17 protein-coding genes are annotated in these 16,350 nt (G+C 52.4%); 10 read left to right on the top strand and 7 right to left on the bottom strand.

Annotated features, from left to right (window positions below):
- Window positions 1-11 precede the first annotated feature (11 nt).
- From NST07_RS29415 to NST07_RS29390, 6 genes are all read left to right on the top strand, one after another.
- Window positions 12-1,280: an ABC transporter permease gene (locus NST07_RS29415; protein ID WP_342480667.1), complete on the top strand. Its 1,269-nt coding sequence runs from the start codon at window positions 12-14 to the stop codon at window positions 1,278-1,280.
- Window positions 1,249-2,394 (top strand): ABC transporter permease, encoded by a 1,146-nt coding sequence (locus NST07_RS29410; RefSeq protein WP_342480666.1) that lies wholly within the window; start codon window positions 1,249-1,251, stop codon window positions 2,392-2,394. The genes NST07_RS29415 and NST07_RS29410 overlap by 32 nt, the downstream gene beginning before the upstream one ends.
- A gap of 34 nt (window positions 2,395-2,428) precedes the next feature.
- On the top strand, window positions 2,429-2,608 hold the full coding sequence (locus tag NST07_RS29405; protein WP_340896542.1) for a hypothetical protein: 180 nt from the start codon (window positions 2,429-2,431) through the stop codon (window positions 2,606-2,608).
- Between the two features lie 232 nt (window positions 2,609-2,840).
- Window positions 2,841-3,602 (top strand): methionine ABC transporter ATP-binding protein, encoded by a 762-nt coding sequence (locus NST07_RS29400; RefSeq protein WP_341097780.1) that lies wholly within the window; start codon window positions 2,841-2,843, stop codon window positions 3,600-3,602.
- Window positions 3,595-4,257: a methionine ABC transporter permease gene (locus NST07_RS29395; RefSeq protein WP_341096290.1), complete on the top strand. Its 663-nt coding sequence runs from the start codon at window positions 3,595-3,597 to the stop codon at window positions 4,255-4,257. The genes NST07_RS29400 and NST07_RS29395 overlap by 8 nt, the downstream gene beginning before the upstream one ends.
- A 61-nt stretch (window positions 4,258-4,318) precedes the next feature.
- Window positions 4,319-5,143 (top strand): MetQ/NlpA family ABC transporter substrate-binding protein, encoded by an 825-nt coding sequence (locus NST07_RS29390; RefSeq protein WP_341096287.1) that lies wholly within the window; start codon window positions 4,319-4,321, stop codon window positions 5,141-5,143.
- A 172-nt stretch (window positions 5,144-5,315) separates the two neighbouring features.
- Here NST07_RS29390 and NST07_RS29385 read toward each other — a convergent pair whose 3' ends face one another.
- From NST07_RS29385 to NST07_RS29360, 6 genes are all read right to left on the bottom strand, one after another.
- A complete protein-coding gene (locus tag NST07_RS29385) occupies window positions 5,316-6,200 on the bottom strand; it encodes a metallophosphoesterase (protein WP_341096285.1) in 885 nt (294 codons plus the stop codon).
- A gap of 66 nt (window positions 6,201-6,266) precedes the next feature.
- The gene (locus NST07_RS29380) at window positions 6,267-6,608 is read right to left on the bottom strand and encodes a multidrug efflux SMR transporter (protein ID WP_341096284.1); all 342 of its coding nucleotides are present in this window, start codon (window positions 6,606-6,608) and stop codon (window positions 6,267-6,269) included.
- A complete protein-coding gene (locus NST07_RS29375; protein WP_341096282.1) occupies window positions 6,605-7,390 on the bottom strand; it encodes an HAD family hydrolase in 786 nt (261 codons plus the stop codon). Before NST07_RS29375 ends, NST07_RS29380 begins: the two co-directional genes overlap by 4 nt.
- A gap of 115 nt (window positions 7,391-7,505) precedes the next feature.
- On the bottom strand, window positions 7,506-8,852 hold the full coding sequence (locus NST07_RS29370) for an ABC transporter substrate-binding protein (protein ID WP_341379782.1): 1,347 nt from the start codon (window positions 8,850-8,852) through the stop codon (window positions 7,506-7,508).
- Between the two features lie 33 nt (window positions 8,853-8,885).
- Window positions 8,886-9,728, bottom strand: a complete 843-nt coding sequence (locus NST07_RS29365; protein WP_052092313.1) for a carbohydrate ABC transporter permease — start codon at window positions 9,726-9,728, stop codon at window positions 8,886-8,888.
- Window positions 9,729-9,760: 32 nt separating this feature from the next.
- On the bottom strand, window positions 9,761-10,642 hold the full coding sequence (locus NST07_RS29360) for a sugar ABC transporter permease (protein WP_342480665.1): 882 nt from the start codon (window positions 10,640-10,642) through the stop codon (window positions 9,761-9,763).
- Between the two features lie 222 nt (window positions 10,643-10,864).
- Here NST07_RS29360 and NST07_RS29355 point away from each other — a divergent pair, with 222 nt between their 5' ends.
- The 4 genes from NST07_RS29355 (at window position 10,865) to NST07_RS29340 (ending at window position 14,047) form a co-directional block, all read left to right on the top strand.
- The gene (locus NST07_RS29355; protein ID WP_342480664.1) at window positions 10,865-11,431 is read left to right on the top strand and encodes a transcriptional regulator; all 567 of its coding nucleotides are present in this window, start codon (window positions 10,865-10,867) and stop codon (window positions 11,429-11,431) included.
- Between the two features lie 602 nt (window positions 11,432-12,033).
- On the top strand, window positions 12,034-12,252 hold the full coding sequence (locus tag NST07_RS29350) for an Lrp/AsnC family transcriptional regulator (RefSeq protein ID WP_342480663.1): 219 nt from the start codon (window positions 12,034-12,036) through the stop codon (window positions 12,250-12,252).
- A gap of 16 nt (window positions 12,253-12,268) precedes the next feature.
- On the top strand, window positions 12,269-13,240 hold the full coding sequence (locus NST07_RS29345) for an EamA family transporter (RefSeq protein WP_342480662.1): 972 nt from the start codon (window positions 12,269-12,271) through the stop codon (window positions 13,238-13,240).
- A 27-nt stretch (window positions 13,241-13,267) separates the two neighbouring features.
- Window positions 13,268-14,047 carry a helix-turn-helix transcriptional regulator gene (locus NST07_RS29340; protein ID WP_342480661.1) on the top strand — a complete coding sequence of 260 codons (780 nt, stop codon included), beginning with the start codon at window positions 13,268-13,270 and terminating at the stop codon, window positions 14,045-14,047.
- A 101-nt stretch (window positions 14,048-14,148) separates the two neighbouring features.
- Here the strand turns inward: NST07_RS29340 and NST07_RS29335 are convergent, their stop codons facing one another.
- Window positions 14,149-16,341: an alpha-galactosidase gene (locus tag NST07_RS29335; RefSeq protein WP_342480660.1), complete on the bottom strand. Its 2,193-nt coding sequence runs from the start codon at window positions 16,339-16,341 to the stop codon at window positions 14,149-14,151.
- Between the last annotated feature and the right edge of the window lie 9 nt (window positions 16,342-16,350).

Here is a 16,350-nt window from a genome sequence, read left to right as displayed (position 1 = left end):
AAGGTGATGCCATGCGAAAACTGATCACATTATTTTTACTGGATTTCCGGTTGCTGACCAAAAATAAATGGTTCTATCTGAAGCTGATTTTGTTTCCTTCTCTACTGATTCTCATTCTGGGCACGGCATTCGGCGGATCAGACTCCAGTGTGAAGGCGTTTGACGTTGCTTTTTATAATGCGCATAAAAGCGTTGCTGCTCAAGGGAGCCCGCTGGCCTTAGGGAAATCCTTAAAGAATGTTTTTATGCGGGAAGATCTGCGGAAAGTCATACATTTGCAGGAAGCGGCCAGCTATGACGAGGGCAAACAAAGAGTCGAAGACGGTCATGCCTCTGTTTTTATATATGTGCCGGATAACTTTACGAATGCTGCAATAAAGCAGGAGGCGGCGAACCTTGTTGTGATCGGAGAATCTGCCAAAACGCTCCAAACGGCAATCGTGAGGACTATACTGGAGCAGTTCTGTGAGCAGCTCAACCTGTTAAATGAAGAGAAGTCTGCGGTTCTCCAGTTCTCAAACGGCGGTAACGGTCTTCCGCAAGCCCAAATCGCGGAGCTTCAAAGCCATATATTCAATTTCAGCGGCCGTTCCCCGGATATCCCGACGGTTTCAACGCAAAAGGATGCGGTGCCGGTAGATGCGATACAGTATTACTCCATTGCCATGGTAGTTATGTTTTCGATCATGACGGCCTTTGTGCTGGTGCACAGCATCGTAGATGAGCGGCAAAACCATACTTTATTCAGAATACGTTCAACGCCTGCTTGGGATGTGCAGTATGTTTTAGGCAAATTGAGCGGAATTATACTGGCGATTGTATTGCAAATGTCTTGCGTAATTCTCATCAGCTGGCTGGTGTTCGCAATGAGCTGGGGCCAGCCCCTTGAGCTTTTGATGATAACGGTTGTGTATGCTTTTGCCATAGGAAGTCTTGTGCTGCTCTGGGGATTTATTGCCAAAGATCATACGACTGTATCCAGCTTGGCTTCACCTGTGCTGTATATTTTCAGCTTTTTGGGCGGAAGTTTTGTCAGTAGAAGCGAATTGCCGGAAAGTCTGCGGATCATTCAGGGGCTGTTCCCCAACGGAAAAGCAATTAATGCGTACCTCAGTATCAGCCAAAATAACGGACTTGCCGGATCGTATAAAGATTTGCTGGAGCTGATAGGGCTGGGAGTCATCTGTATTATCGTATGCATTAGTCAATACAGTGGGAGAAGGTGGAGTTTTCGTGCAATTTATCATCATGCTGAAACATCAGCTGAAACAGATATTTAGCAATCGAATAGCCGTTTTGGCGATGATGGGCCTTCCACTAATTCTAACGTATCTGTTCTCGTTCTCTACAGGCAGCATGCCGGATACTATATATGCTGCAGATGATGATCACAGCATGTACTCCAAGCAATTATTAGAGCTGATTAGTCAGCGCAGCGGCTTGCGGGTGATTAATACCGATGTGAAAAGCATTAAGGATAAGGTGGACGCGCAGGATATTCCTTTTGGATTTGTGATCGGGCAGGATTTCAGCAGCATGTTGCTGTCAGGACAGGAGCTTCCCCTCAGCTTTGTGCAAAATGAGGAGAACGGCGAGGGGGCGCTGCTTAAAGAGGTCATCGCCGGTGAAGCTGGCACAATTCGTAAAGTAGTCAATGACTCGGAGTATATGTCCGGTCATTTACAGCTGAATGCTGATTCAATGTCCAGATATTTATTTACAGCATTAAAAGGTGCTTCGAAACCGAGCATTATTGTGCAGACTCTGAACAGCAGTGAAGAGGGAGAGAACGAAACTACTGCCGAAAGGTTTACAGGCTTTATGGCGATGTTCATTTGGTTTGTAGTCGTTCAGGGCTTAAGATCGCTGGTCGACGAAAAGGAAAACAAAACCGTAAACCGGCTATTGAGCACACCCGTCAGCTATATGAAATATCTGCTCTCAAAAATGGCCGCAGCGTTTTTATTTGGCATTATTTATATTTCAGTCATACTGCTCTCAGGAAAATATCTGCTGAGAGTAAACATGATAAATCATAATCTGCCTGTTCTCGTTATGCTGCTTGCCATGTATTTATTCGCCTTAATTGGATTAACCATGCTAATCCTTCCATTTATGAAGAGCCAGAAGCAGTTTACCTCCGCAGCTTCCATTATTGTCGCGGTTACCGGGATGCTGGGGGGCTCCTTCTTCTCCATGCAATTCGCTCCAAAGGTTATGAGGACTATCGGTAAATTCACACCTGAGGCATGGGTTATCCAAGTAACATCCGTTATGAACATCCGGGACGGTTCGATAGGTTCAGCAGTTATCGCCCTTGCCGGGATTGGATTCTTGGGACTGGCCGGAGCTTATGTATTTATGCGCAAAGAGCTTAGAGGATTAGAGGGATGATAATAATCATAACGGTGAGTGGGAAGTGATAATATTGGGCATTACAGAGCTTGCAGGAATCATCGAGCTGCTCGCAGGTCTCATCATCAATGTATGGATTGGAGCGTTTGGGAGAATCATCTTTAAAAAGGATGACAAAACCTCCAGAGTTGTACTGAGAATCTTGGGTGTGTTCTTGCTGATTAACGGGATCTCAAGAGCCTTTCATGTCTGAAGTTTGCGTCCTCCTGACCGGGAGGATTTTTTGTTTGTTAATTTCTACTTCTGCGGGCATGTTTTTCTTCCATGCCGCTGATATATCATTTTGAGAAAAATGATGACACAGACGACAAAATACCTTATTATTTAAAGAGATTTTTAATAAAACAGATTTTAAATAATTATAGTACACTGTTTGAGGCGATGAGAGGCAATAGTATAGGCGTTCTGGAGAGGGGGGCTTACATATTCTATCGCTGAGTGGGGTGAGTAAAAGCTTTAAGTTGAAGGAAGGCAGCTATCATGCTGTCCGGCAGGTATCGCTTGAGGTGAAGACAGGAGCTGTCCATGGCATTATCGGAGCAAGCGGGGCAGGCAAATCGACACTGCTGCGGCTGATCAATCTGCTAGAGCGGCCAGATGAGGGGATTGTTACAGTTGACGGCAAGAAGCTTACCGGAATGGCGGAAAAGGCTTTGCGTGAGGAGAGGCAGAAGATCGGTATGATCTTCCAGCAGTTTAATCTGCTCGGCAATGCTACAGTCAGCCGGAATGTCGCCATTCCGCTGGAGCTGGCCGGTATGCCGCGGAGCGGACGGATGAAGCGGGTGGAGGAATGCCTGCAATTCGTCGGACTTGCGGACAAGGCGGAGCAGTATCCCGCCCAGCTCAGCGGCGGGCAGCGGCAGCGGGTAGCCATCGCCCGGGCACTGGCGAACAGCCCGAAGCTGCTGCTCTGCGATGAGCCGACCTCGGCGCTTGATCCGGGAACAACGGCGGATATTCTTGCTGTGCTGAAAGAGATTAACAGCACACTCGGCGTCACGATTGTCATCGTCACCCATGAGCTGGATGTTGTCCGCAGCATCTGCAGTGATGTCTCTGTTATGGAAGAGGGCAGAATCGTGGATTCCTTCTCCCGCGGGGAGATTGGTTTTACAGCGCCCGCCGGCTATACCGGTTCCTACCGTGAGCAAATTACCGGCAAAGCGGGGGAAGCCTATGTTTGAGGCTATGCTGAAATACCAGGATCAAATGTGGCAATCTATTGGGGAAACCTTTGTAATGGTAGGCATTTCGGTAGGTTCAGCCGTACTGCTGGGGCTTCCGCTGGGAACGCTGCTTTATTTTTGCCGCAAAGGCCAGCTGTATGAGAATCAGCTGCTGTCTCTTATCCTCAACAGCATCGTCAACGTTGTCCGTTCGTTTCCGTTCCTGCTGCTTGTTGTGGCTCTGATTCCCGTCACCCGCTTCCTCGTGGGGTCGGCGATTGGTACGGTAGCGGCTACTGTGCCGTTGTCTATTGTTGCTATTGCCTATTACTCGCGGCTGGTAGAACAATCGCTGCTGGAGGTTCCGAAGGGGACGATTGAAGCGGCCTTGTCTATGGGAGCTTCAAAGGTTTCACTGATTTTCAAGTTTCTTTATGTGGAGGCCCGTTCCGGTCTGGTGCTCGGACTGACTGCTTCTACAATAAGTTTTATTTCGTTCTCGACGGTAATGGGCGTTGTTGGCGGGGGTGGAGTCGGAGATTTCGCCATCCGTTACGGGTACCAGCGCTTCGAGACAGAAGTGATGATCTATGCGATTGTCGTGATGATTGTGCTCGTGCAGGTGATTCAATTTACGGGCAGCACTGCGGCGAGGCTGCTGGATAAACGCTGAGGAATTTGCAAGCATCTATGGCCTTGAAATAAAAATATAAAGTTGGGGGTTAGTTGTACTCATGAAAAAAACAATGTTATTCGCGCTTATACTGCTTGTATTGATCGTTGCCGGTTGTGGAAATAACAAGGAGAATGCAGAGGCACCCGCTGCAGGCAGCAAAGAGCCTGTAAAGATTAAAGTGGCTTCGCTGATTCCGCCGATGACGGATATTCTTGATATTGTGAAACCGCTGCTGCTGGAAGACGGTGTGGATATGGAGGTTGTGGTGCTGTCCGACAATGTGCAGCCGAATGAAGCGCTGGCGAATAAAGAAGTGGATGCGAACTTCTTCCAGCATGTTCCCTACATGGAACAGTTTAATGCCAGCAAAGGCTCCAAGCTGGTTGCTGTACAGCCAGTGTATGATGCCATTTACGGCGGGTATTCCAAACGTTACAAGGCGATCAGCGAACTGCCGGAAGGGGCAACACTGGTAATGGCCAACGACCCGTCGAACATTGGACGTTCCCTGCAAATGTTCGCGGACGCTGGACTCATCAAGCTTAAGGAAGGCGTAGGCATTAAGGCTACACAAGCCGACATCACCGAAAATGCCAAGAACTATAAGTTCGAGGAAGTGGACCTGCTGATGCTGGCCCGGATGCTGGATGATGGCGATCTGGTAGCGATGACTCCGGCTTATGCCAGTCCGCTGGGCCTGACGCCGAAGAAGGATGCGCTGATTACAGAACGCGAAGATTCCGAATTCACCATCACCCTGGTAGCACGCGAAGACAACCAGGCTTCGGATGCCATCCAAAAGCTGGCGAAGCGCATCAGCGGACCTGAAGTGAAGAAATTCCTTGAAGATAACTATGCGGAGATCGCATTGCCTGCGTTTTGAGGCAAGGTAGCCGCAGTAAGCTCTGCTTTGTTTTAATCCGGCGCAGCGACTATTGATATCAATGGTATGATGCCGACATGCAAAAGCAGCCTTCACCACTAACGGGAGAAGGCTGCTTTTTGTTATAGCTGTTTTGTTAATGTAACCGGATGTTCCGGACATCGACAAGGTATTAGCTGCGTACATTTAAGGACGTAACCACCTCGTACTGCGCCGACTCAATCCAGCTTCCTGTAGTGAAATCCCGTCCCTTTACAAGGACTTTGTCGGTATAGACCTCCACATAATACCCTTGGCTGCCGGTCTTGTGTTCATCCGCATTCGTCCAGAGGTAAGCAACCGAAGCACTATTGAACATGGTTGCCGTCTCGCCGTTGCCGGGGTACATCGTGTTGTCGACTTCAAGCTCCCAATGCGTATGGCCTGTAAAAAGAAGTGTTTGGGGATATTTGGAGAGGATGGAGCGCAGCTCCTTATCTTGAGTGACGCCAAACCACTCTTGTGACTCCAAAGATCCGGCTACAGTGTCCTTCAGCGGCTGATGCAGGAAGAGAAAAACAGGCTGCTCAGGCTTCGAGTGTCCGTCCACCAGCTTTTCCCCAAGCTTACGGTCCAGCCATCGAAGCTGCTCCTCCGACAGTTTACAGAACGTTGGCAGACCTTCCTCTGTTCCCAGGAAAATAAAATGATATCCGCCGATCCAATGGTCATGATAGGGGCCGGGCATTTCCATGCAGGAAGTGTACATTGCCAGGCGGGATTCCCAGTGGCCAAGGCCCACATCATGGTTCCCCAAGGTGTAACGAATCTCCGGGAGTGCTGCCTGATGCAGCTGCAGAATACGGTGGACTTCCTCATATTCTTCCTGGAAGCCATGATCCGTAATGTCGCCAATATGCATAATCCCGCTGCTGCCCTGGGCATGGTGAGCCAGATCATGCAGCGCCCGCTCGAAATTCAGATTATACTCATGGGATGGATCGGCAGTGACATGGGTGTCGGTGATAATTTGGAAGGTAAACAGCGGCTGTGGTCCGCCTGGTTCATTTGTACTCATTTGCGAGAGAGCCTCCTTGGATTGCATGGTATTAAACTGAATGCAGAGTATAGGAATATAACTTTGTTAATGCCCCTTGGCACTAATGTTCAAGCCCACAATTCCGGCCACAATCACAGTCACCCATAATAGGGAGGACAGTGTCAGCCGCTCCCCGAAATACACTGCCCCCACGACGGAGATCAGGATGATTCCTGTACCTGACCATACTGCATAAGCTACCCCGACCTTGATCGAGGTGAGCGCCACATTCAGCGAGGTGAAGCTGATCCCATAGAACAGGAACATCAGCACGGAGGGCCAGAGCCGGGTGAAACCGTGGGATATTTTCATGGAGATGGTTCCCGAGAGCTCGAACAGAATCGCCAGCGCGAGAAAAACCCAGGCCCACACCCCTTCGGCCCTCACCTAGTATTCCTTCCAATACTTAGTTCTGCATAGGACTGCACCAGAGAATCTGCATCCGGCAAAAGACCGCGCATTGATATATCCGCTGCGCCGGCAATCCCGACGGCTACAGCTGCCCCGGCGGCCTTAGCCATCCGCATATCGCCGTTCGTATCGCCAATCACGGCGGCCCCGCCAGGTTGTACCCCAAGCCGCTCACAGGCGAGCAGCGCCATATCGGGAAACGGCTTGCCCCGCTCGACCTGATCCGTACCGATCACGGCAGAGAAATAATGTTGGATACCGAGCCAGCGGAGGTGATTTTCGGCTGCCGCTGTTTCATCGGCAGTCACTACAGCCAGAGCAATGCCCTTGGCTGTGCAGTCGTCAAGGAACCGGAGCAGGCCGGGAAGCGGGAGCACCGGGCGGCTGCGCTCCAGCATCACATCCGCTTCCTGACGGCAGAGCTCTACCAGTTCCTTGGACTCGGCCCAGGATAAGCCTAGCAGGTAACCCTGCCAGGACAGAATGGCGTAAAGGTCGCTCATCGTCCCCATGGCCAAGGGACCATTCCGGTCATAGTCTGTAATTCTACCCTCAGCATCGTGAACGGTTCCCAGCAGGGAGGCCAGATACTGAACCGGGAATTCTAGGCCGCGTTGTTCCAGCTGCCGGGTGAACTGTCCCAGGAAACACTCACCCCAGCTTCCCCAGAGGGAAACGAACTGCAGCAGTGTGCCGTCCTTGTCGAACAGAATCGCGGATATGGAATGTTCCCCTTGCGGAGTGATGAGCTCAGGCATGCTGCCGCCCCCTTAGATTTAATAATTCACGTCCTATTTCTCGCTGAAACGGATACCGTCCATTACCGTCCATTTAAGGACGGCGAAGCCGTTTTCACTTGATACGATATACCGCTTATTTTACTTTATCAAGTGCGGTCTGGGCAGTTTGCTGCGCTTCCTTCAGGGCCTCAGCCGCCGGGATATTTTCAATCTGCACCTTGTCCGCAGCAATGGTCAGCGCATCATTGATTTTGCCTCCGGTAGGGTCCTGGAAGGGGGCGGAGGCGTGGGACGCCTGCATTAACGGGATTTTGATCTGCGGATTGGTCTCGCTGAAGGAGACGAATGCCGGATCTTCAAGCGCAGACTGGCGGACGGAAATATATCCGGTGTTGATTGACCAGAAGGCGGTATTCTCGGAGTTCGTGAAGTAGGTCAGCCATTTCATCGCTGCCAGCTTCTCGTCATCCCCGGCTTTGGCAGGAATACCGGCCATGATCGCTTGTGCCACAGGCTTGCCTTCGCCAACTCCGGCCCAGCCCGGCTGCTCCATTGCGGAGACGATGCTGAAATCCAGATCACCCTGATCTCCGCTGGAGCCAATATAGCCCGCCGCTTGGCCTTTCATCACATCGTCAATGGTCTTGTACCAGTACTCCCAGCCTTGTCCGCCGGAGTGGATGCGCATGGTCTTGTCCTCGTGAATCCATTTGCGGAACAGATCCCAGGTTTCAATCCACTCCGGAGAGTCGATCGTTACTTTGGTGCCATCCTCGCTAAGAACGCTGCCGCCCTTGCTGAGCACGGCATCGATCATGTTGCCGGAGCCCCACATCGGCTCCCATCCGAAGAAGGTTGTTTTGCCGCCGTCTTTAACGGCCATTTTCCCAGCGGCTGCCGCCAGGTCTTCCCAGGTCTTCAGCTGGCTGGCATCGATGCCGCTTTTCTCAAAAGCATCCTTGCGGTAATACATAATCTGTGTCGTTCCGTACATCGGAAGGAAATACTGCTTGCCGTCAACCTGGCCCTGGTTCAGAAAGGTCTGGACAAAATCCTCTTTATTAAAATCCGCCTGCTGGGCGATCAGCTCATCCATCGGAGAGAAATATCCCTTGCGCGCCCAGTCCATATTGGAGGAGAGCACGGCTGCAGGAACCTGTCCGGTAGCAATGGCAGCCTGAAGCTTCTGCTCGGTTTCGCTGTAGTCTGCCTGCACGATGCCTTTGACGATGACCTCCTGCTGCGAGGCGTTGAACTTTTGGATGAGCGATTCCATATTCTCGCCAAGCTTGCCGCCAAGGCCATACCAGAATTCAATGGTTACCGGTTCGCTTTGGGCTGGAGGGGCGTCTGCCGCTGGAGCTGCGGAGGCACCGCCTCCCGCCGTAACGTTGTCCGAAGCGGAATTTCCGCCGCAAGCCGTGAGCACTGTGAATCCGGCAATCATAGATACCGCCGACAACCTTTTTAATATGTTCATCATCATTCTCCTCTTTGTTCAAAAATGTAAGATTCAGCCTTTACTGGAGCCTGCCGTCATATTGACACTTTGCATAATTGTTTTCTGCGCCAGCAGGAAGACAAGCAGCAGCGGGGCGATGGTGAAGGCGCTGGCGGCCATGATCAGCGGCCATTGTAATCCGTATGCACCCCCTTCCACGAAAAAGCTGCGCAGGCCAGCCGAGACTAACTGCAGGTCAGGGTCTTTGGTAATCAGCATCGGCCAGAAATAATTATTGTACTGATCAATGAAGGTAATCAGCGCCAGCACGGCAAAGGATGACCTCGTAACCGGCACCAGCACCGTCCACAGAATCCGCATATGAGAGGCGCCGTCCACTTCACCGGCCTCCACCAGCTCATGCGATACCTGCAGGAACGCTTGCCGGATCAGAAAGATCGCGAAGATGCTTACAGAGTTGGAGAGAATCAGACCGCCGTAGGAATTCAGCAGGTGCAGCTCGGACAGCACAAGATAGCCGGGCAGGTAGACCGCTGTAGCCGGAACCATATAACCGAACAGGATCACTCCGGCAAAAAGCCCCTTCAGGCGGAATTTCATATGCGTCAGCGCATAGGCCATCATGCCGGAATTGATGATCTGCAGAATGACGATGGAAGTGGCGACGAAAATGCTGTTGCCCATGTATCTTGCAAACGGGGCCTCATTCCAGGCAGCGGCGAAATTTCCCCAGAGCGGCACTTCAGGCCAGAGTGTAGGCGGGGAACGCCAGATTTCATCATTGGTTTTCAGTGCGCTGGTGACCATCCAGTAGAACGGGAAAGCCATCAGCAGGGCAAGCGTAGCAAAAAAAAGATGACGGGCCGGTCCGCCCAGCCGTGTGAATATACGCAAGCGGTGAGACCTCCTCTTGGAAAATGTACGGATTATTGATAATGGGTCGTCCGTTTGCTGATGCCGAATGAGAATACGGACAGCAGCATGCAGATGATGACAAGGACAACAGCTACACTGGAAGCCTCTCCAATCTGGAAGGATTCGAAGGCGGACTGATAATACAGATACAGCAGCGTGCGGGTGGAGCCGGAGGGGCCGCCTTGGGTCAGCACGTTAATCTGATCGTAGGCCTGAAGGGCCTGGATAAGCTGCACCACGAACAGAAACAAGGTGGTTGGCGAGATCAGCGGCAGAGTGATGCGAAAGAACTTCTGCGCAGCGCTTGCGCCATCAAGCTCCGCGGCTTCCAGCAGGTCTGAAGGCACATTCCGCAGCGCCACCAGATAAAAGATCATCGCCCAGCCCACGGATTTCCAGATGGTCACCAGGAGAACTCCCACAAGCGCCCATTTGGGGTCCTGCAGCCAGCCGATTTTCCCGAGTCCGAGGAAATCAAGCACCGTATTGGCAAGGCCGACCTCAGGCTCATAGATCCACGACCAGACAATGGATACAGCGACGGTTGGCGTGACCCATGGCGAGAACAGCAGCACCTGATAAAGTGCGGAGCCTTTCAGCTTGCGGTTCATCAGCAGCGCGAGTCCGAGTCCCAGGAGAATGATCGGCAGCACACTGCCCGCACAGAAGAGCGCGGTCACTCTCAGCGCTTTGTAAAAGGCCGGGTTGCTGAAAAGATCGGCATAATTTTGCAGTCCGACAAAAGTTTTCTCCGGGCTCATAAAGTCCCATTCTGTGAAGCTGAGATACAGCACATACAACAGCGGCGCCAGCCAGAACAGAACGAACGGTACCATCGCCGGTAGCGTGAACAGCACGGGCTTCAAGCCGTTAATAACCTTTGAGCGTGTCATTTTCGTTCCGATACCCCATTCCATCAGCTTGATTTTGCGGTATAATGCAGAGGAAAACTCCTCTGTTCAAAAAAAATTGTACACTCATGAGACGAGCCTGTGGTTAAGCGGAAGTAAACATCGTTCGGAAATTGTGTAAAATTTGCAGAAAACCTGTAACGAAGCTTCAGTATTGTGTAATGTAGAGGGAACGATTCTAAAAAAAGAGTGAAGGTGCAGCGAATGAAGCAGGCCGCATTTGGCGAGGGCAACCAGCATTTATCACCACGGGAGCAACTGCTGCGACCGATGATTGATGCGATAGCGCAGACGATGGATTTATATGGAGCGAATTTTTCTTACGGACAGCTATACGGGATTATGTTCTTTGAGGACAAGCCGATGACGCTGGAGGAAATGAAGCAGGTCATGAATATGAGCAAAAGCAATATGAGCTACGGCGTCCGCTCCCTGATCGCTTCCCGGATGGTGACCAAGCTGGACGAGAAACGCGAGCGGAAGGAGCTGTATGTAGCCGAGACTGATTTTTTTCAGGCATTCAAAAACTTCTTCACCCTGAAGCTTCAGCGGGAAATTGATGTCATGCAGGAGGCGATGGGTACGGTGATGCCAGAGCTCCAGGAGCTGATCCAGGCGAAGGACACTCCAGAAGAGGAACGGCAGGCCTGCCTGCGGGACCTGGACAAGCTCCAGCATGCGGGAGAATATTATGCCTGGCTGCAGCGGTTTGTGTCGGGGCTGGAGGAAGGGGAATTCTTTGGCGGGGCCGGACTGCCCGGCAAGGAATGAATTCCTGAACTCTGAGTACAGCTTCACCTCTTTAGTTAGTTTGTGTACAGCTCAGAGGTGCCATCTTCCAACCGTAACTGCATTCTATGCAACTAAAAGGGAAGAAATCGGCATTAAAACGGAGCTAATTGCACTTGGTACACCTATCTAAAGCTCATCCTGCTAAAAGGAGTATATCGGCCCTTTTTAACTGTATAGAATACATCTAAAGCTAAAAATAAACGGTTGCACGGCGTTTTTATTGTAGCAAATACATTTATCGGGCCAGCAGCGCTTAAGCCACCCTCATACGGTTTCCGTCTTGAGGGTTTTTTGCCTGTACAAAAACAGCCTGCAATTCGCCTATTTTCAAGGGGAACAATGGCGTTTTTGAATTCCGCTTTGGTCGATTTATTCTTGGGTTGCTGCAAGGAAAACAGTTACTGTCGTAATTTTGCTCTCCTATTTCACAGGGCTGCATAAGGTGAGCCGAATCATTTATACTGGCGGTATGAGTTGATTGACTGTGGACCAGATATAATTCGAGCGTATCTATGGCTCCGTTGTGCGGAGTGAGCCGACCTATGACGGCGAGTAGTATACAGCGGTGCTGACTGCACATATTGCTGCATATCTCGCGGCCCTCGGTATATCAAAGAGTAGGTAAGCTGGAGAAGAATGGAGTCATCAAAGGCTACAAGGGGATTGTGGACTTGGGCAAGCTGGATCAGAAAATCAAAGTCATGATCTCAGTGAAGGTGGTCAGCCAGAGCTTCAAGGAAACGGCAGGTCAGATCATCGGCCTTCATATCCTCGTCATAAGGCTGTACAAATTTTTATAAGAGAGGAACGTGCAGTATGCGGCAAAAGAATGGAGCAAACGCGATGTGTGGGGTTGGCATTGCGCTGTTGTCCGTTTATTTATTTTGGGGAGGAACCTATGTTGGCATGAAGGTGGCGATTGAGTCGATGCCGCCTTTTCTCATGGCAGGGATACGCTTTTTTATCGCTGGAGCCGTTCTGTATGTGATTTCAAGGCTAAGCGGAGCCAAACGTCCTGTAGAACGCGAGTGGAGGTCTTCCGCTATCGTTGGTGCGCTGCTGCTGCTTGGAGGCAATGGGATGGTGGCCTGGTCGGAGCAAAGGGTCTCTTCATCTATTGCTTCTCTGATCGTCGCTGCGGTGCCCGTCTGGATGATGCTGTTCGGGTGGTTTGGCCGCAGCGGCAAGCGTCCAAATCCCGGTGTTATCGCCGGGATTGTGCTTGGATTGCTGGGTATCGCCGTTCTGGTCTTCCAGCCGGGGCAGGGAGACAATGGCACTGCAACCGACCTGATCGGCATTATTACCCTGCTGGCAGCTTCCCTTAGTTGGGCGGCAGGTTCCATGTACTCACGCAGCGCCCGGATACCGGATTCTCCGCTGATGTCAACGGCTGCGCAAATGCTGACAGGTGGCGCGCTGCTGCTGGTTTTCTCCTTCTTTACCGGCGACTGGTCCAAGATGGACGTTCCAGCCATTTCCCTCCGTTCGTACGCAGCTCTGGGTTATCTAATCGTCTTCGGCTCGATTATAGGCTACACGGCCTACATCTGGCTGCTCAAAAACGCCGATGCTACCCTGGTTTCGACCTATGCGTTCGTGAACCCGATAGTCGCCGTATTCTTGGGCTGGCTGCTGGCGGGCGAACAGATAACCGTGAACACCCTGACCGCTGCCGTTATCATTATCGCTGCTGTAATTTTGGTGACCGTTTTCCGCGGCAGGCCGCAGAAGGCAAGAACTCAAGCAGTGCTTGATATGCAAAATCAGCAGCAATCGATACACTGAGGACATCACAGCCGAAGGGGTGGTAACATGTTCGATATGCTAAAGGTAGGCAGGAATATCGTTAAATTAAGAGGGGCCGCAGGGCTCACGCAAATGGGACTCGCGGATAAGCTGGGAATCAGCTATCAGGCGGTCAGCAATTGGGAGAGGGGCGCAAGCATGCCCGATATCTCTAAGCTCCCGGAGCTGGCGGAAATCTTTAATGTCTCTATTGAGGAGATTCTGGAAGAGGGTAGGGGGACAGCGATCCTAACAAGTGTGCTGGAAAATGCAACTGAGGATTACCTGCATCAGCATGAGGTATCTGCAATAGAAATATTGGAAGTTGCGCCTCTGCTTAAGACGGAACAAATCGAAGAGGTGTTTGAGCATGTAAAGGCCAATGTGCCGATTGGCGACCTGGTGGCGCTGGCTCCTTTTCTGAGTGATGAAGTGCTGGATGAATGCGCCAGGAAGGTGATAGAGATCGGGCCAATCAGCAATCTGGTGGCACTGGCTCCTTTTCTGAGTGAGGAAGTACTGGATGAATGCGCCAGGAAGGTGATAGAGATCGGGCCAATCGGCGACCTGGTGGCGCTGGCTCCTTTTCTGAGTGATGAAGTGCTGGATGAATGCGCCAGGAAGGTGATAGAGATCGGGCCAATCGGCAATCTGGTGGCACTGGCCCCCTTCCTCAGTGAAGAAGTTCTGGGTGAATGCGCCCGTAAGGCATTTGCTGAAAAAGACGCAGGGGCGCTGCTGCCACTTGCTCCATTTCTAAGCCAAGAGGTGTTGGATGAATTCGCAGCCCGTTTGTATACCAAATAAGCCAGGTCCGCAGGCTGCAAGGAATGAAAACAGGTTAGTTGTTCTCGATTGCAAACAAACAGGCCTCGCATCCTACGCGGGCCTGTTTGTTTGGCGATAACTTATGCTGTTACTGCAACAAAATGCAGCAGCTTGCTCTGGAAGTCACCGTGCAGCTCCGGTAGGAGAAGTCCGGCATACATCAGCCGGTCTCCGCCGTATACGGTACCGGTCTCTTTAAGCACGTAATCCTTTTCCGGATCAAGTCCCTGAAGACGGAGACGGGGGCGGGCGGTGTTCGGTCCGGCCAGCACACGGAAGTAGCCGGCCAATGCCTCGGACTGGTCCTCGGCGACGAACATCCAAGCCGTTTCATTGCCTTCAAACGGCGAAAGCAGGCGGTACATATCCCCTTGCTGAACAAGCGAACGGATTTCTTTGTAGAAGGCAACCTGGGCAGCGGCTTCCGCCTGCTCCTGTTCGGTGAACCGGGTCAGGTCCAGCTCATACCCGAAGTTGCCGGACATCGCCACATCGCCGCGCATGGAGAGCGGGGTGCTGCGGTGAACCTGATGGTTCGGCACAGCCGAGATATGTGCGCCCATGGCGCTGGCCGGATAGACAATACTTGTGCCGTACTGGATCTTGAGGCGCTCTACGGCATCGGTATTGTCACTGGTCCAGGTCTGCGGCATGTAGTGCAGGATGCCCGGATCGAACCGGCCGCCGCCGCCGGAGCAGCTCTCGAACAGCACATGCGGGAAGCTGGATGTGATTTCTTCCATTACCCGGTACAGCCCCAGCATATAGCGGTGGGCAGTTTCCCCCTGGCGCCCGGGCGGCAGCGACGCGGAGCCGATCTCCGTCATATGGCGGTTCATATCCCATTTGACATAAGTGATCGGAGCTGATGACAATACGCTGCTAACGGCATCTATAATGTAGTCGCAGACCTCCGGCCGGGACAGGTCGAGGATCAATTGATTGCGGCTTTGACTGCGTCTGCGGTCAGGCACATGCAGGCACCAATCCGGATGGGCGCGGTACAGCTCACTGTCGGGGGAGACCATCTCCGGCTCGAACCAGAGGCCGAACTGCATGCCAAGCCGGTTCACCCGTTCCGCCAGATCGGACAGGCCCTGCGGCAGCTTTCGTTTATCCACGAACCAGTCTCCCAGGGAAGTGGTATCATCGTCCCGGCGGCCGAACCAGCCGTCGTCGAGCACGAACAGCTCAATGCCAAGCGCTTGTCCGGCACGGGCGATATCTTCGATCTTGTCCGCATCAAAGCCGAAATAGGTGGCTTCCCAGTTGTTGATCAGCACCGGACGCGGTTCATCGCGGTACAGCCCTCTTGCCAGACGGGTACGGTACAAGCGGTGGTAAATACGGGACATGCCGCCGATCCCCGCATCGGAATAAGCGAGTACAGCTTCCGGTGTCTGGAAGCTTTCGCCCGGCTCAAGCAGCCAGCGGAAGCCGAAGGGATTGATGCCCATCGTGACCCGGGTGGACCCGTATTGGTCCACTTCGGCCCCGGCGCTGAAGCTGCCGCTGTAGACAAGGCTGAAGCCATAGGCTTCTCCGCTGTCTTCGCCGGCATTCGGGGAGAGCAGGGCCAGGAAGGGGTTCTGCTGATGGCTGCTCGCTCCGCGTTTGCTGTCGATGCCCTGATTTCCGCTGCGCAGCGGGGCACGGACCAAATGGCGTTCCCGGGCCCAGGAGCCGGAAAGATGGATCAGCTCGAATTCATCATGCGGGAAATCGAGCGCCAGGGACAAGGCCCGGTTCAGCTTAAGCGGGGCGGTTCCGGTATTGATCAGCCGGGCCGAGCGGATAATGGTATCGAAACCCTTCATGACCGTGTAAGACAGTTCGGCCCTGAGGCCGGCAAGTGAATCCTCCAGCACCAACTGCAGCGTTTCGGCTTCCTCTTCGGTTTCGGCGTATACAGCCGGCAGGCCTTCAAGCGCCGGTTTTCCCTTGAGGATGCTGTGGGACACGTAAGCGAGTTCCGTGACCGTTGTGCCGTTGGCCAGCTCAGCTACGTAAGCGGGCTCCCTGAAATCGCCCGAACCATAGCCCGGATATTCGTGGGGGAGTGTATCCAGGGAGAGCGAAGGTTCTGCCGGATCAACGGTGCTGCTGAAGCCCATAGCTCCGGGATCGAATAAATCAGAAACGGCAGAGCTGCGGATTTTTTTGCCCCAATGCAGATGTAGGGGATACGTACCGCGGGCCAGGCCGAATACATAACTGGTATTTTCAGTTTGCAGATGGAAGATTTGCAGCTTCGCATCATAGTGAATGGACAAGGAAATAAC

It is taken from the genome of Paenibacillus sp. FSL L8-0340 (assembly GCF_038593145.1).
In the GTDB taxonomy this organism is placed as follows: domain Bacteria; phylum Bacillota; class Bacilli; order Paenibacillales; family Paenibacillaceae; genus Paenibacillus_AQ.
Note: the sequence above shows the minus strand (reverse complement) of the source record. Positions and strands in the feature narration are given on the sequence as shown.

Bases quoted from the DNA above. Each gene is read 5' to 3' on its own strand.
- NST07_RS29340 (WP_342480661.1), top strand. From the start codon at position 13,268: ATGTTCGATATGCTAAAGGTAGGCAGGAATATCGTTAAATTAAGAGGG.
- NST07_RS29360 (WP_342480665.1), bottom strand. From the start codon at position 10,642: ATGACACGCTCAAAGGTTATTAACGGCTTGAAGCCCGTGCTGTTCACG.
- NST07_RS29385 (WP_341096285.1), bottom strand. From the start codon at position 6,200: ATGAGTACAAATGAACCAGGCGGACCACAGCCGCTGTTTACCTTCCAA.
- NST07_RS29410 (WP_342480666.1), top strand. From the start codon at position 1,249: ATGCTGAAACATCAGCTGAAACAGATATTTAGCAATCGAATAGCCGTT.
- NST07_RS29355 (WP_342480664.1), top strand. From the start codon at position 10,865: ATGAAGCAGGCCGCATTTGGCGAGGGCAACCAGCATTTATCACCACGG.
- NST07_RS29390 (WP_341096287.1), top strand. From the start codon at position 4,319: ATGAAAAAAACAATGTTATTCGCGCTTATACTGCTTGTATTGATCGTT.
- NST07_RS29395 (WP_341096290.1), top strand. From the start codon at position 3,595: ATGTTTGAGGCTATGCTGAAATACCAGGATCAAATGTGGCAATCTATT.
- NST07_RS29375 (WP_341096282.1), bottom strand. From the start codon at position 7,390: ATGCCTGAGCTCATCACTCCGCAAGGGGAACATTCCATATCCGCGATT.
- NST07_RS29370 (WP_341379782.1), bottom strand. From the start codon at position 8,852: ATGAACATATTAAAAAGGTTGTCGGCGGTATCTATGATTGCCGGATTC.
- NST07_RS29345 (WP_342480662.1), top strand. From the start codon at position 12,269: ATGCGGCAAAAGAATGGAGCAAACGCGATGTGTGGGGTTGGCATTGCG.
- NST07_RS29415 (WP_342480667.1), top strand. From the start codon at position 12: ATGCGAAAACTGATCACATTATTTTTACTGGATTTCCGGTTGCTGACC.